Genomic DNA, 15,544 nt, shown 5'->3' with positions numbered 1-15,544 from the left:
TCCTTAAATCCACGCATGGCGCGCAGGGTAGATCGCATTGAGGTAGTAATTGCCAATGGCGTGGGTTTTCCAGCGCACCGGGTCATGCAGCGTGTGGGTGCGGGCATTGCGCCAGTGGCGGTCGAGTCCATGCTGCAGCAGCGTCGCGCGGCTTCCACCCCATTCCAGCAGCTTTTCGCTGGCACGCAGCGCGATATCGGTGGTCAGCACCTTGGCTTCCGCCACGGCAATTGAGGCGGCGGCGCTGTTTTCCGCCGTCAGAGGCTGCGAGGCCAGCGAATCAAGGACCCGGGCCGCCCGTCGCAGCAGGGCATTCGCGGCACTCAGTTCGGTACTGATGCGCCCGATGTCAGCCAGGATATAGGGGTCATCAGCGTTGCGAGCGACGCCTGCATCCACCCAGGGACGTGAGTGATGGCGGACAAACTCCAGCGCATCGTCCAGCGCGCCCTGCGCGATACCGGCATCAATCGCTGCCTGAATCAGCTGTGACACCGCACCTCGCAGGGTCGGTTTGTCTGACGATGGCAGGGGAATGATTGCGTCAGGCCCGACGATGACCCGATCAAGCCTTACCGTTCCGCTGGCGGTGGTACGCTGACCCATCCCTGACCAGTCATCCACGATCTCCACCCCTTCGGCAGGCAGCGGGATAAAAGCCATGGCCGGCTGGTCGTCCTCCTGCAGTGCGGTCGTGACCAGGATATCCGCGAACAATGCGCCGGTTGAGTAGAACTTCTCCCCGCTCAGACGCGATGTCTGACCCTCACGCACCAGTCGGGCCTGGATGTCACGCGTATGGCGGCTGTTCTTTTCAGGGCCACCATTGCCCAGTCGCTTGCCACTGACCACCGCCTGCAGCCATTTTTCCTGCTGTGACGGTTCGCCTTCGCCAAGAATGAACTGGATCAGGCCAAAGTGATTCTGCGGGATCTGGCCCAGGGAGGGATCGCTGGCCGAGATGATGCGAAATATCTCCGCCACGGTCCCGAAATCCAGCCCGCCACCGCCAAAGCGGCGTGGCACGCTGATGCTGCCCAGTCCGAGCCGGGTAAACTGACTGAGCAGTTCACGGGGATAGAGCCGCTGCTGATCCCGGGCAACAGCACCCGGTTTCGCCTGTTCAGCCAGCGCATGTGCGGCCTGAATGGCCTGTTTTCGACAGGTTATGACAGCCGCCTGAAAGGTTTCGGGTGGATCGGAAATAAGATTCATGGCGCTTCCGGTAAAAGAGCGAGACATCAAATCAGGCAGGCTGATATTGAGTGCATCACATTAATTAACGTTGAAAGCGATAATAGGCAGCTGGTCAGAACGAAGTAAATAGCGCGGTTATTACAATATCCGCAAAGCTAATTCATATTACAGCTTTGCATTTAAAATGGATATATGTCTGGTACTGCAGAAGTGAAACTGTCGGTTTTATATAAAATTAAAACCAGCTTCAGAGGCTGGTTTTAATTTTAGAGTGATGATGCGCTGTAATTATTTGCTTGCCGACTCAGGCATGGCAGAGGAGTGATGGGTCGAAATTTTCCAGCCTTTTCCATCCCAGACGTAGGTAAACGTATAGCGCGCGGTTACCTGCGTGTTATCTTTAAATGTAAAAGTATAAACGCCGGCATCAATCGCTTTATTACAGCCGGTTCTGATGGTGCGGGAGTTGATTTTACCGCGCGGCCCTTTTTTCAGAAAGTCTTTGAAATAATCAATCCGTTCCTGATCGGTGAGTCTGACCTGATTGGAGATAGTGGGCAGTAATACCGCATCACTGACATAGAGTTGCGAAACCTTCGTCGCATCGCCGGTTGCCAGCGTGTCATTCCACTTGTCGAACAGGCTGGCGACATCCTGTTCAGAGGCTTTAATGCAGGTTTCCGGCTGCTGTGCCAGCGTAATGGCGGGCGCACAAAGCAGACCTGTCAGGGATAATGATAATAATGTTTTTTTCATGAAATAGTCTCCATTAACTCATCCTGGCTTAGGGTGGCGCCCTCTCTGAACTCTGAGAAAACACCGGTAAATACGGGTTAAAATAAGGAATCGTGAATCTGAAATGTAAAGGATGTAATTAGTTCTTGATGCCGTAATGAATAAAAAGCAGCCGGATTTAGTTATTATTATGTTAAGCCTGTCTGTCAGTGTTCTGCTATTATGACGAAACGTTACCTTACGCCCTGCTCTGCATGAAACTTAAATCTCTGATATGCGATTATTTAGATTTATGTGCTGATTTCATGTTCTCCTCATCAGATTATTAACGGCGTTAAGGCGCATTTTTCAGGAGTAAAGCAGGGGCGAAGATAACGTGTCCGAAGCGTTTCGGGTGATATTTAAAGCGTAGGGGAATATAGCGTCGCAGTTTTTTTAATCAACGCCAGATGGCTAATTACTTCACGACCGGACATTGACGGATCTCAGTTAAACATAAACCATCAGCTTCGCTGCCTTCCCGCTTGAATTCGGATAAACCTCTGGCGCGATTTCTGAATTTCATTCCTGAGCCTCTTTCCTGTCACTTTCCATACGGTGTCGATATCCTCGCGAATGTCAGTAGATTCCTTGCAGCCGTCGTTGCCTCCTGATGAAAAAGTGGGTCATCTGGCTGACTTCGTATAATTATTCTTATACGAAGTCATGACAGTATGGATACGCCGGGTTATGATGACAGACAGTCAAAACCACTTTTTAAAATGGCAGCGCTACGCAAATTCTGGCCGGTTGACCCCCTGCTTTTTTCTCAGAATTCACGTAGCGCGATCAACGCTGTTTTCGATCAATCAGTGAGCAAAAATGACAGAGTTAGTGCCGTTAACTGAACTGCAGATGAACCGGAACGGGGATATCGCTGAACGCCTCAGACAATTTGTGCAGGATAAAGAGGCCTTTTCGCCTAACACGTGGCGACAGCTTCTGAGCGTGATGCGGATCTGCAATCAGTGGTCGGAAGAAAATCAGCGCAGCTTCCTGCCGATGAGCGCTGACGATTTGCGCGACTATCTTACTTTCCTGGCTGAAAGCGGGCGGGCTTCCTCCACCGTCACGTCACATGCGGCTCTGATTTCGATGTTACACCGTAACGCCGGTCTGCCCGTGCCCAACACCTCGCCGCAGGTTTTTCGTGCGATGAAGAAGATAAACCGGGTGGCGGTGATGAGTGGCGAGCGGGCGGGACAGGCTGTACCCTTCAGGCTGAGCGATCTGCTGGCGCTGGACAGGCAGTGGTCAGGTGCTGACAGCCTCCAGGCGCGCCGCGATCTGGCCTTTCTGCACGTCGCATACGCAACGCTGCTGCGTATCAGTGAACTGTCGCGGTTACGGGTGCGTGATGTGATGCGTGCCGGTGATGGACGTATCATTCTGGACGTGGCCTGGACCAAAACCGTTGTACAGACCGGTGGATTGATTAAAGCCCTCAGTACGCGTTCCACCCAGCGGCTGGAGGAGTGGCTGGACGCGTCCGGGCTTTTCGGCCAGCCCGATGCCTACCTGTTTACCGCTGTCCACCGCTCGGGGCGTTCCCTCCCAGCCGAAAAACCTATGAGCACCCGGGCTCTGGAGCAGATTTTCGAACGCGCCTGGCGCTGTGCGGGAAAAACCGGAGGCGTGAAGGCCAATAAAAATCGCTATACCGGCTGGAGTGGCCACAGCGCAAGGGTTGGCGCAGCACAGGATATGGCAGATAAAGGCTACCCCATAGCCAGAATCATGCAGGAAGGCACCTGGAAAAAGCCGGAGACGCTGATGCGCTATATCCGTCATGTCGAAGCCCATAAAGGGGCTATGGTGGAGTTTATGGAACAGCATGCTGACGGTACATTGCCTGATTAACGCTGACATAAAAGCGCGCTCAGCGTCTTCGGCGGATAAAGTTATCCACAGAAAAAGTGGACAGCCTGTGAGTAAACCGGTACGGGACAGCACTTTTCGGGCTTTATTCCTGAATCATCTCACTGATTAACAGGCGGTTTCGCCGTTTCCTGACGCGTCGCCGCCATTGTATTCAGATCTCCGGCCTTGCCCCTGGTCAGTAACTGACGCTATCTCCGGGTGATCGGGTCAGGCATATCCGCCCTGCTTATCACAATTGCCGTGGCAGCCCTGACAACGCCCTCTCTCCTCCCTGAACATGATGGGGATGTTCTGCACACGGTTCCCTGCTTTGCGCAGTGCCAGCAGAATGATGACATTCAGCACCACGACACATAAGATGCAGATCGCGCTGAATGCGGGATGATGGGCAAACGTGACCGCCTGATAAAAGAGCGTCGCCGTGGTGTAGGCGATGTTCAGTCCCCAGAAAAAGGAGAACATCATCCATTTTTTGCCTGCTTCGCGTGCAATCGCCCCCATGACGGAAACACAGGGGACGTAAAGCAGCACAAAGATCAAATAGCTATAGGCGGCAAACCCGCTGCCAAATTTATCCGACATTACACTCATCGGGCCGGAGGCCATGTCGCCATCACCTTTACTGGCCTCAATGGGATGCGCCAGTGCATCGATCCTGAACGCAGCCTTTAAGCCAGTCCAGGTGTCAGTCAGCGCCTCTCTTAACTCTCCTCCCAGGTCAAAAGCCTGCGGATCGAACGGGCTGCTCTGAATCGCCTCGGTGGTGTAAAGACTGTTGAGTGTTCCCACTACCACCTCTTTCGCCATAATACCGCTCACCAATCCGACGGTGGCCTGCCAGTTATCCTGTGTGACACCCATCGGCAGCAGCGCCGGCGTAATCGCTTTACTGGTCGCAGCCAGTGCGGAGTGGTTAATGTCATTCACCAGCTGGCCATTGAATGCAAAACTGCTCAGTACACCAATCAGCATGCTCACCAGGATGATGACCTGCCCGGCCCGCACCACAAACATTTTCAGCCGTTGCCACGTCTGCAGCAGCAGACTTTTGAGATGGGGCCGGTGATAGACCGGCAGCTCCATGATGAACGGTGAGGCTTCACCTCCCAGCAGGGTATGCTTGAGTACCAGCCCGGTTACGACCGCGACGATAATCCCCAGCAGATAGAGGGAGAAAACCAGGCTGGAGCTGTGTGCATGGAAAAATGCCGCAGCGAAAACCGCAAAGATCGCCAGCCGCGCACCGCATGACATAAAGGGTGCAATCAGCACGGTCAGCAGACGCTCACGCGGCGTGTCCAGCGTGCGTGTCCCCATCACTGACGGCACGTTACAGCCAAAGCCGACAATCAATGGCACAAATGATTTGCCCGGCAGGCCCAGTGACTGCATCAACCGATCCATCACAAAGGCGGCGCGAGCCATGTAGCCCGAGTCTTCCAGAAAAGCGAGGAACAGGAACATCAGGCCAATCTGCGGAATAATCGGCAGCACGGTGTTGATGCCAGCCCCGATCCCCTGCGCCAGAAACACCGTCAGCCAGGCCGGGAAGTGACAGACCGCACCCAGCCATTGTGCACCATGAATGAATATCGCCACCGAACTGCTGTCAAATAGGGGCTGCAGGGCGGCGCCGATATTGATAGAGAGCACGAACATCACATACATCACCGCCAGAAAAATCGGAATGCCCAGCCAGCGGTTCAGCACAACCTGATCAATACGGCTGGTCAGATTCGCGGGCGCGGCCTGATCGCTATGACTGACGGCCGCACAGATTGCATTAATGGCGCGATAACGATAGTCGGCAATCTGTACGCCCGCCTCTTCGCCCGCCTGCTGCCTGATTTCAGGTAAGTCGGCTTCCAGTTCCGGACAAAGCTTCAGGCTGTTGATATCCCCCTCCAGCAACTGTAAGGCCAGCCAGCGGCGTTTCTGCGGCGCTAGGGTGGCAGACATCTGCTGACAAAGCTGCCCGATCGCCGATTCAATCGCTGCCGGGTAGCACACCTGCTCCGGTGCGCGGTAAATCTGCGGTTCATCGATTAACGCTTTAAGCTGTGCAATGCCGTCACCCCGGGTTGAGGTCAGTGAAACGACCGGACAGCCCAGGCGGGCCGACAGCGCCCCGGTATCGATAGTGATATTCTGGCTGGCGGCGATATCCTGCATATTGAGGGCAATAATGCAGGGTAGCCCGAGTTCCAGCAGCTGAAGCGTCAGGAACAGATTGCTTTCAAGACGGGAGGCATCCACGACGTTGATTACGACATCGGCATGTTCCTGATAAAGGTACTGGCAGGCGATGCTCTCATCGATGGAGCTTTCAGCGGACAGCGTTGTCAGCGAGCGGGTTCCCGGTAAATCGACGAGCCGGACATCTGACTGAGCGGTGAAAAACTGCCCCTCTTTACGCTCGACTGTGACGCCCGCCCAGTTCCCCACCCGCTGGCGGGCGCCGGTGAGCTGATTAAACAGCGTTGTTTTGCCGGTGTTAGGATTACCAATCAGCCCGATGGTTATCTTTTTCATCAGACGATCTCCTCCAGAATAATTGCGTCCAGGTCTCCCTGCCGCACCGCCAGAGTGACACGACGGGTTGAGATCTGTACCGGGTCACCCAGGGGGGCGACACGAATAATTTCAATCACTGCGCCCGGCAGCATGCCCATCGTCAGTAATTTCTGACGCCAGGTAGAATTGACCGAGGGTTGATAGCCCACTATCCGGTAGGAGCAGCCTGTGTTAATTGCCATACCCTGTTCTGCCTCTGAGTAAGAAGCACTTATTCTACAAATGATAAGCGTTTCGATTTTTGATCTGACATCGGACAGGCAGGGGAAAATGGCCGTCAGGGTAAACGGCAGTTCAACAGGCTGTAAAAGGGATATTCAGCGGGATTAACGGGAGGATGAGGCAAACTCAGTGGCGGATTTGTGACAGTTCCTCGTCGGTCAGGCCGGTCATCTTCATGACGGTATCGCGGTCGAGGCCATTCTGCAGCATCGTCCGCGCAATTTTCAGGGTTGCGTCGCGTTCACCTTCAGAATGGCCTTTCTCTCTGCCAATCTGAATCCCTTCCTCGATGCCTTTCTCAATGCCTTTCTCAATGCCTTTTTGCTCAAGTTGTTGTGCGATGGTCATGAGTGCGTCTCCGTGTTGCGGCACACGCTGTGCCAGTTCGCGAACAAAGGATTGGGCGTCGGATGTTTCGCCTGCCTGTAAAATATAGTGTATCAGCGATACGACCTGTGATGAAGAGAGATACCCGGCCAGCAGAATGGGTGTCAGCCGGTCTACCAACTCGGCCAGATCGCGTTGCCTTATGTGCTTCTGCAGCAGTGTCAGCGCCGCCATACTACGATGCTCTGCAATCTCTTCATCCGGAATAATGGTGACATCAACCAGAGGAAAAGCGCGGCTGTAGAGCTTTTCTGCCAGCAGCGGATCATCAAACTCATCCTGCCACCGTGTAGAGAAGGGATAAGGGGAACGCTTGCCGGCATAAAACAGTACGGGAATGACCAGCGGCAACGTTTTATGTCCCGCCTCCAGATGACGCTGCATGGCCGCCACCGCATAGCGCATCAGACGGAAGGACATATGTTTGTCGGGCGTAGACTGATGCTCAATCAGAACATGAATGTAACCGTCGCCAGCGCGTGTTTTAAGGCTGTAAAGCACGTCGCTGAAATATTGCCGAAGGTCATCCTCGACAAACGAACCGGATTCCAGCGTGAGTGTGCTGAGATCACAGATTTCCCGAAGCTCTGCCGGAAGATGGATTTCCATAAAATCACGGGCAATATCTGGCTGGGTCAGAAATTGACGGAACATAGCGTCATGAGGTGTAGGGGTATAGTTTGTCTTCATCTGCCCTGACTCCGAAATAGGGACATGTTCACTACCACAGGCGCAAGAGCAACGATGCAGAGTTACAACGGACGTTATTTAAACACAGGGCACACAGCTCAACGCGTCATGCTCTTCTTACTCACGTTCTGTATACCTTTTTAACCTGCAATAAACCTGGTTCGTTTTTTTAAAGGGATATCGTGTGCCTGCAAAAATGTCAATCGAAGCACTTCGATTAGCTATTCTCTTTGAAAAAAATTAATCGTTATTCTGGCCTGCTAATCTGCTAGACCAGCAGCGTTGAAAAAGACTTTTTTGATAAAATGACGTCGCAATACCCACTTAATGTAACTTAAATGTAGAGGGAGTTAATATGCGCTTATTAAATATATCAGAAGCGAAAAGCGTCAGCGGTGCTGATATCGGCTACGCAGAGTTACTCGGGATGTGGAATGATGCTGGCCTGAATTCAGATTGCTGCTTCAATTATAATCGTGCCGCTAAAAGTATTAATGCTATCGGTCTGGCCAGCGCGACTGAATACAAAAGCTGGAACAATTCGTCTATGGGGGAAGCCGGATGGATGCTCAACGAGGCGGGCGAGAAAGTGACCTGGTTCAATAACGGTCTTTTTATTGCTTTTCAGGTCAGTTGATTCGGCCTGCGCAATGGGCGAATCGTTGCATTATCTGACCGCGTGATACCGGAAAAGGTTTCTGATACCTCAGGAGCCTTTTATTTAAGTTAAGCAGTGGCTTTACTGATCTGCCGCTATATCTGATCTGACATCCACCTTGGGGTTAGTTACATCATACATACACTACAGAAACAGCTGTTACGGCCCTCCGGGCCGTGCGGGGCGGCTTGTCAAAGGGCACTCGGAGTTTCAGAACAGCTCGATGATAATTGTCAGAGAGGGGCAGCGGTGCACAGGCTCGCTCGGATAATACTGCCAGCTCTTATTGGTTGTTGTAACTAATATAAAGATTGATGACAAATAATCTGGCCTTTCTTTTCCGCCTGCACATCATGGCGCAGACCGTCGTGGCATCCATTATCCGGTATAAGTGCCAGGATGCTGTTATGGGTGCTATATCCTGCTCTCTGAATTGTCTTTCAAAACGTAATCCCTCGCGGGCTGTTAAGCAAGTAACATCATTCAATTCTTCCTGATCCGGCAAACACCCTCCCCTGGCGTCGGTTATAACGCCTTAATGACTCAGCGATTTATGTAAAAAAGAACCACTCAGGTGAGAAGCAATATAGGGTTAATTTGAAATCCAATAGTAACCTGTAATTACATTGAGGCTTTATCCCGATGCGACATCTTTGCATATCGCCAAACATAAGCGTGTGTGCTCTTCGGCGTCATTGTTCTGCCAGAATTTAAAGCGGATTGTAGTGGCTGGATAAGGCTGCCGTTAAGAGAGGGGACTCGGCTTGTTATAAATGATCCAGATCAATTTAATTCACGTAATTTTTTTGAACGCCCTACCGTTATCACGTCGTTTAAGAATGCGAAACCATAATACGGCATCGTCTTAAACAGGAATATACGGGAACGGTTATGAAATCCTCAGCCTTTATCCACAGAAGTGCCATTATCCTTGCCATGATGCTCTCAGCCATGTCACTGGCTGCCTGCTCCGGGAGTTACATCATCTCAACCACGGATGGTCACATGATTACCACCAAAGGCAAGCCGGCTAAAGACAAAGAGACCGGCATGATTGCCTATAAAGATACAGATGGAAATATGCATCAGCTCCAGCAGCATGATGTTAAGGAAATTGTACAAAAATAGGCCTTTTCTGCACTGAGCAGAGTTACCTCATCCTCTGACTTCACGGAAAACAGGTTCGATGGAATGTCGTTTGAGCGGTCCTGGCTTAGCACTGTGTGCCTCTTCCTCTGCAATGGCGACAGGCCTCAACGCAGAACAGGGTAAACACTTCACCACCCTTGAGGCAGAGACGGGCCACTCCTCCAGCAGTATCTATCCGGACAGTCAGTGGATAAAAGACGATAGATGACGTTGAGATTGCTCAGACAGGAACGGGCTATAGCCTGGAGACTGGGCCAGTAATTATAGCCGCCGGCGTTAAAACCACGTATGTCGTTAGCGGTATGACTTTTTAATAATCGCTGAGAAACAGATGATGAAACCTTTCCTGTTACTTTTCTTCACTCTCTGTCTGACCGGATGCGTTCAGTACAAATGGGTTAAACCTGATGCCTCTGAGCAGCAGGAGATGATGGCAGAAACCGCGTGTCAGGCTCAGGCGCTGCGTGAGTTGCCGCCTGATAACATTGTCAGTGGCAAATACACGTCTCACGACGACAAGCATAAAACAACGGATACCGACTACTCCACCAGTGACGCGAACGAAAGTCAGCGCGAAATTCTGGTGAAAGATTGTATGTTCAGACAGGGCTGGCAACAGATTGAGGTTCAGCAGTGATGATCTGATGACAGACGTGGCCGGGAGAACGTCTTCTGGCCCGTTCTGTTTTACCGTTGAAACGTTTTACAGAGGATCGTTCTCTGCCTGATCCCTGCGCTGTGCATGCGCCGCGCGTCGGCAGCGTTCAGAACAATATTTCACTTCCTCCCAGCATCTTTCCCATTTTTTCCGCCAGCTCATCGGTTTTTTGCACATTTGACAGTAACGAACCGGTAATGACTTTTTATTCCCCTTAAACACGTTACTCCCCCGCCTAATCAATCCTGACGCTGCTGTTAACCCCTCTGTTCTCTGAGTGTAGCTCAACCCGACAGCGCAACGTTTTCCGGAACACCTGATCCATGATGTCATCGTCAGACTCAGAACGGTCTCAGCTGTTTATAACCGTGTAAAATCTGACCATATTATCTGGCGAGACGGGCACATCAAAGCCTGAGCCGGTATCGACATCTGTACTCTGGCAGTTATATACAGCGTTAAACTGTGCGCTTCTTAAAGGCAAATTAATTACATCAGGCAACCATCGGACTCTGTTAATGCCCGCTAAGGTTAGCGGATAGTCAGAGGCGCTATTTTGCAGGGTGTCATGCAACAGGCTGTCGATACCTGTGCGCTTTGCAATGTTTTTACGATGCTGATCATAAGTTCCTCACCCACCTCAGACAGCAATGATGTGCCACGTTTAATGCATCCTGTGCAATAATACCGTCAGATAATATTACGTACGATGACATTAGCGCCCCCTGATGCACTTAGTTGTCCAGTCTGTGCCTGTACGCAGAGTAATTAGAACCGTAAATAATCTCTGAAGAACGGATTAGCGTCGCATGATTCCGCTTAAGTTATGTCCATCGGTTTAAGCACGTATTCGCGTAACGTATTAAAGCCAAACGGCACAACGTTTAGTAAACTATCCGCATCCTGATTATGTTAACAGCACCAGGCCACTCCAAATGAAAATCAATCAAATACAGTGCGTTACAAATAATCCCGGGCTAACCAGTCGGCCTGGAATTAACCGCTCTGGCGTTATTTAATAAGGGTTTTCACAGCTTATCCCTTCCTGACAGGATAAGCATTCGCCGTTTATCTGACGCCCGGTGTAAATAATTTTATCTTTTTCTGCTCATGAACCTAATCTGAGAGCACACGGCTTCGCTTGAAAAATGGCGAACAAGTCTGGTAACAGACTGAATTATCCGATGAGGGCTGACAGGTTTTTTTTGACAGCGTACGTGAGAAAAGGGTAAAAATGCATAAATTTACTTTTGTTTAACGCTGATGCGCTAAATAGAGTTTCAACTCTCTCAGAAAGCGATTAATATGGCTGTGTTGAACTCCAGGTTCTGTATTTGATTCTTCGAAGGCAAGCATCCTAAAAAAGCAGGTCTGACGAAAAGCATCAGCGTGAACCCGCTCTGTATTTTATTATCTGAACATGACTATGGTGACTTTGATGAGTGACACTCTCAATAGCTTGAATAATATCCGTACCCTTCGCGCTAACGCTCGCGAACTTGATCTTGCTGCTTTAGAAGAAATGCTGGAAAAACTCTCCGTTGTCGTTAGCGAGCGTCGTGAAGAAGCGCAGGCTTCAGAAGCGGCTAATCGTGAAAAAGCAGAAAAACTGGCAAAATACCGCGAATTACTGCTGCAGGAAGGTATCGATCCTAACGAGCTGTTAAATGGTATGCAGACTGCGCCGACAGAGAAGAAAAAGCGTGCGCCCCGCCCTGCCAAATATCAGTACACCGATGAAAATGGCGAAGTTAAGCAGTGGACCGGTCAGGGCCGTACCCCTTCTGCGATTAAAGCTGCCATTGATGAAGGTAAATCGCTGGACGATTTCCTGATCTAATCCAGCAGGCGTTTATCAAAACCCGCCCGGCGTTGCCCGGCGGGTTTTCTGCATCCTGTTGTTTAGCGAAACGCGATGAAACTAACCCCGTCATGCATGTCTGTCACACCCTCCTGACATCACATTAGCTCCCTCAATGGCTGATCCTCCGCGTTACTGCTCTTCACCCATAACCTGGTTTCGCCCTGCCCGTTTTGCACGATACAGAGCCTCGTCCGCGCGCGCTATCAACGCCTGAGGCGCTGACGGAGAGTCAGCCGCCAGGCTTACAGCACAGCCAGCACTCAGCGTGACATGTTTTTGCGGCAGTTCAGAAGTGAGGTGCGGAATATCAAGCTGATTAACGGCTTCGATGAGGGTTTCAGCGAGATGGAGCGCGGCTGACTGCGGCTGATCCGGCAGAATAATCGCAAACTCTTCTCCGCCGTAGCGTGCCGTGAGTTCGTTTTTACGCCGCGTGTTCTCTGCCAGCACGGCAGCGACTTTTTTCAGACAGTCATCACCGGCCACATGGCCATAGGTATCGTTGTAACGTTTGAAATAGTCGATATCAAACAGAATCAGTGATACGGGCTCGCCGCTGAGCGCCGCCTTCTGCAGGCTCTGCATCAGCATTTGATCAAAATAGCGCCGGTTGGCGACGCCTGTCAGGCCATCACTGTGTGCCAGATTTTCCAGGGAGCGGTTAGCAGCAGTCAGCTCATCGCGCAGTCGGGTCAGCTCACGCTGATACCGCAGCGTATGCCGTGCCTGACGCAGTACAAAGTTACCCAGTAAGATGATAACGGCCAGCAGGATGAGGCTCAGTATCAGATCCTGTACCCAGCCTCTGAGCCAGTGCTGAAACAGGGCGCGTTTGTCATACCCGGCGGCAACCACCAGCGGATAGCGCTGCGATCGGACAAAACCAAAGATGCGCTGTTTACCATCCAGCGCGGCGGTCCACTGACCGCTGCCTTTGTCGGCATTCGCCAGCATCTTCAGGAAAAGCGGACTCACCGAGAGGTTTTTGCCGATGTAGCTATCCGGCATTGGCCGGGCGTAGAGCACCGTACTGTCTGCCAGCATCAGCACCAGGACATCCCCTTCACTGAGTTCGTAGTAGCTGTAAAAACGGCGGAAGTAGTCCACCTTGATGGTGGCCAGTAAAACGCCGCGAAACCCGTTATAGGCATCATTAACGCGCAGCGTCACCGGAATCACCAGTTCATGCGTGGTGCGACTGCGCAGCACCGGGCCAACATGCAGAGTGTTTCGCAGACTGGAGCGGTGATAAGCAAAATATTCACGATCGGCGTTATTGATATCAGGCGGGATGCGATTCATGGATGTGGCTATCCACTTACCGTGCGCATCATAGTAAAACAGGCCGTGAAGCTGAGGCAGACGGCTCTGCAGCAGGCGCATTGTCTCGCTCAGCCCCCGACCATCCACCCCGTTCGTCGCAATCTGCTTTTCGAGCTCGCGCTGTAATTCACGCAAAGAGAGTTCGGTCTGTAAAAACGTATCGTCCGCCTGGCGCGCCTGCGATAGCGACAGGTTGACCGCCGTATCCTCAACTTTCCTGACGGTGTTGTTCCAGTCTTCACGCAACGACCAGAGATCGGATCCAATCACCAGGACAGCAAGCAATACGCCTGACAGCGTAATGCTTCTGAGAAGGGGGGAAATCCCTGACGCTGTCTCATCATTTTTACGGCGAAACTTCATGCCTGTCCTTAATAAAACCTGTTGACTGATTTAAGCACAGTTATCCCCCGGCAAAAATGTAAATCCCGCAATCCCCTTTCGATAGCGATAATCGCTATTTTATCAGCAGATTTCGCTTTTATATTACGTCGGGTCAACTCAGGGAACACCCCCAAAACCGGAAAAGCAGTGCATAAATCTACAGAGAGACTTCAAATGGCATGCGGGTCAGTGTTACCCTTGCCCGCTGAAAAATTTGCACTTTATTGATTAACTTGAGTATTTGAGAATTTTGTATGAATAAGAACCTGAACAGCCTGAATAATATCCGCACGCTTCGCGCCGAGGCACGCCATCTGACTGTGGCTACGCTGGAAGAGTTACATCAGAAATTAGAGGCCGTGGTAAACGAGCGTCGCGAAGAGGAAAATGCGCGGGCAGCAGAGGCGCGTGAGAAGGCGGAGAAACTGGCCTTCTACCAGGAGCTGTTGCAGGAAGAAGGCATTAATCCGGCGGAGCTGGTCAACAGCACCCCGACCCCGGCTCGCGGTAAAAAGAAACGGGCGAAGCGTCCGGCGAAATACCGTTACAGCGATGATCAGGGCCAGGTTCACTTCTGGACAGGTCAGGGCCGGACGCCCAGCGTGATCAAAACAGCCATTGATAAGGGTCAGTCGCTGGATGAATTCCTGATCTGATCAGGGTGAACATACTGCCGTTACGCTGGTGGGCCGCTGCAGCCGATCGCGGTATTCAGGCATGACCAGGCCCTGGTCATGCCCCATCCCGCCGCGCTTTTTCCTCTTTTATCACTGACTTTGGGCCGCGGAATGTCCGGCGCCACTCGCTGGGCGAAACACCAAACCGGGATTTGAAACGCTGGCGAAAAGAGACGGGTGATTCAAAACCCACCTTCGCTGCCACCGATTCAATGCTGTTACTGGTGGTTTCCAGTAACAGCTGGCTGCATTGCAGACGCTCCGCCATCAGCCACTCACCCGGTGACATTCCCGTCGCCTTGTGAAAGTGACGTGTCAGCGAACGACGACTCATACTGAGCGTCTCTGAAAGCGAATCAAGATCATGCGGCTGATGCAGATTCTGCCGCAGAGAGGCCAGCAGTGCATTAATCCTGCAGTCACGCGTGTTATCGGGCACTGGCCGTTCAATAAACTGTGCCTGCCCCCCTTCCCGATAAGGCGGCACCACCATGCGCCTGGCGACCCGGTTAGCGATGGCACTGCCATAATGCTGGCGGATAATATCGAGACAGCAGTCGATACCTGCTGCGGTACCCGCCGACGTAACCAGCCTCTCATCCCGGGTATAGAGAACATTGCAGTCGAGATGGACCCGGGGGAAACGTTCGCTGAAATCACGTTCAAATTCCCAGTGGGTGACAGCCTGATGCGTATCGAGCAGTCCGGCATAAGCCAGCACATAGGTACCCAGACATAGCCCAACAACTTCTGCACCGCGTTGCCAGGCGGCCACCAGCTTATCAAGCAGCACCTGAGCCGGTTTTTCAGCCGGATTGTGCCAGTAGGGAACGATAATGATATCTGCCCGGTCAAACAGCTCAACCCCCTGCTCGACCGTCACTGATAATCCCCTTTCTGAGATAACCAGCCCTGCTCTCTCCGCACAGATTTCCAGATGAAAGAGATCCTGTTGCGGCAGAGCTGACCCAAACATCATGCAGGGCACTGAAAAGTGAAACGGACTAAATCCAGCCGTTGCCAGCACGGCGACTGTCAGCGCAGCCATCTTCTCCCCTTTCCCTAAGAACTCAGATGTGAATCGCCAGCAAGCAATGGTGTCAGTT

The 15,544-nt window shown here is 52.0% G+C and carries 14 protein-coding genes; 6 read left to right on the top strand and 8 right to left on the bottom strand.

The window, feature by feature from the left end:
• Positions 1 to 3: 3 nt before the first annotated feature.
• Together OXR04_RS20270 and OXR04_RS20265 are read right to left on the bottom strand one after the other, a co-directional pair.
• Complete coding sequence (locus tag OXR04_RS20270) at positions 4 to 1,215, bottom strand: SfnB family sulfur acquisition oxidoreductase (protein WP_267372710.1); 1,212 nt, start codon at positions 1,213 to 1,215, stop codon at positions 4 to 6.
• A 270-nt stretch (positions 1,216 to 1,485) separates the two neighbouring features.
• The gene (locus OXR04_RS20265; RefSeq protein ID WP_009093142.1) at positions 1,486 to 1,953 is read right to left on the bottom strand and encodes an SgcJ/EcaC family oxidoreductase; all 468 of its coding nucleotides are present in this window, start codon (positions 1,951 to 1,953) and stop codon (positions 1,486 to 1,488) included.
• Between the two features lie 840 nt (positions 1,954 to 2,793).
• On the opposite strand from OXR04_RS20265, the gene OXR04_RS20260 reads away from it, so the two are divergent.
• Positions 2,794 to 3,831, top strand: a complete 1,038-nt coding sequence (locus OXR04_RS20260) for a tyrosine-type recombinase/integrase (RefSeq protein WP_267372709.1) — start codon at positions 2,794 to 2,796, stop codon at positions 3,829 to 3,831.
• A 228-nt stretch (positions 3,832 to 4,059) separates the two neighbouring features.
• Here the strand turns inward: OXR04_RS20260 and feoB are convergent, their stop codons facing one another.
• The 3 genes from feoB to OXR04_RS20245 form a co-directional block, all read right to left on the bottom strand.
• Positions 4,060 to 6,384, bottom strand: coding sequence for a Fe(2+) transporter permease subunit FeoB (feoB, locus tag OXR04_RS20255; protein WP_267395158.1), 2,325 nt, complete (start codon positions 6,382 to 6,384; stop codon positions 4,060 to 4,062).
• On the bottom strand, positions 6,384 to 6,608 hold the full coding sequence (locus tag OXR04_RS20250; protein WP_058958133.1) for a FeoA domain-containing protein: 225 nt from the start codon (positions 6,606 to 6,608) through the stop codon (positions 6,384 to 6,386). Before OXR04_RS20250 ends, feoB begins: the two co-directional genes overlap by 1 nt.
• Positions 6,609 to 6,774: 166 nt before the next feature.
• Positions 6,775 to 7,725, bottom strand: coding sequence for an Rpn family recombination-promoting nuclease/putative transposase (locus OXR04_RS20245; protein ID WP_267372830.1), 951 nt, complete (start codon positions 7,723 to 7,725; stop codon positions 6,775 to 6,777).
• Positions 7,726 to 8,080: 355 nt separating this feature from the next.
• On the opposite strand from OXR04_RS20245, the gene OXR04_RS20240 reads away from it, so the two are divergent.
• From OXR04_RS20240 to OXR04_RS20230, 3 genes are all read left to right on the top strand, one after another.
• Positions 8,081 to 8,362, top strand: a complete 282-nt coding sequence (locus tag OXR04_RS20240; protein WP_140029903.1) for a hypothetical protein — start codon at positions 8,081 to 8,083, stop codon at positions 8,360 to 8,362.
• 912 nt (positions 8,363 to 9,274) lie between these two features.
• Positions 9,275 to 9,511, top strand: coding sequence for a YgdI/YgdR family lipoprotein (locus OXR04_RS20235; protein WP_009093133.1), 237 nt, complete (start codon positions 9,275 to 9,277; stop codon positions 9,509 to 9,511).
• A gap of 352 nt (positions 9,512 to 9,863) precedes the next feature.
• The gene (locus tag OXR04_RS20230) at positions 9,864 to 10,169 is read left to right on the top strand and encodes a hypothetical protein (RefSeq protein WP_033736866.1); all 306 of its coding nucleotides are present in this window, start codon (positions 9,864 to 9,866) and stop codon (positions 10,167 to 10,169) included.
• Between the two features lie 66 nt (positions 10,170 to 10,235).
• Here the strand turns inward: OXR04_RS20230 and OXR04_RS21585 are convergent, their stop codons facing one another.
• On the bottom strand, positions 10,236 to 10,412 hold the full coding sequence (locus OXR04_RS21585; RefSeq protein ID WP_072215522.1) for a DUF2256 domain-containing protein: 177 nt from the start codon (positions 10,410 to 10,412) through the stop codon (positions 10,236 to 10,238).
• 1,216 nt (positions 10,413 to 11,628) lie between these two features.
• On the opposite strand from OXR04_RS21585, the gene OXR04_RS20220 reads away from it, so the two are divergent.
• Positions 11,629 to 12,030, top strand: a complete 402-nt coding sequence (locus OXR04_RS20220; RefSeq protein WP_009093130.1) for an H-NS family nucleoid-associated regulatory protein — start codon at positions 11,629 to 11,631, stop codon at positions 12,028 to 12,030.
• Positions 12,031 to 12,183: 153 nt separating this feature from the next.
• Here OXR04_RS20220 and OXR04_RS20215 read toward each other — a convergent pair whose 3' ends face one another.
• Positions 12,184 to 13,740: a sensor domain-containing diguanylate cyclase gene (locus tag OXR04_RS20215; protein WP_267372827.1), complete on the bottom strand. Its 1,557-nt coding sequence runs from the start codon at positions 13,738 to 13,740 to the stop codon at positions 12,184 to 12,186.
• A gap of 275 nt (positions 13,741 to 14,015) precedes the next feature.
• Between OXR04_RS20215 and OXR04_RS20210 the strand changes: the two genes are divergently transcribed.
• Complete coding sequence (locus OXR04_RS20210; RefSeq protein ID WP_267372826.1) at positions 14,016 to 14,417, top strand: H-NS family nucleoid-associated regulatory protein; 402 nt, start codon at positions 14,016 to 14,018, stop codon at positions 14,415 to 14,417.
• Between the two features lie 76 nt (positions 14,418 to 14,493).
• On the opposite strand, the gene OXR04_RS20205 is transcribed toward OXR04_RS20210, so the two are convergent.
• On the bottom strand, positions 14,494 to 15,486 hold the full coding sequence (locus OXR04_RS20205; protein ID WP_267372825.1) for a helix-turn-helix domain-containing protein: 993 nt from the start codon (positions 15,484 to 15,486) through the stop codon (positions 14,494 to 14,496).
• Between the last annotated feature and the right edge of the window lie 58 nt (positions 15,487 to 15,544).

Origin of the sequence: Pantoea sp. GM_Pan_3, assembly GCF_026541045.1 — a bacterium.
GTDB classification, from domain to species: Bacteria; Pseudomonadota; Gammaproteobacteria; order Enterobacterales; family Enterobacteriaceae; genus Pantoea; species Pantoea anthophila.
This window is presented reverse-complemented; position numbering and strand designations above follow the sequence as displayed.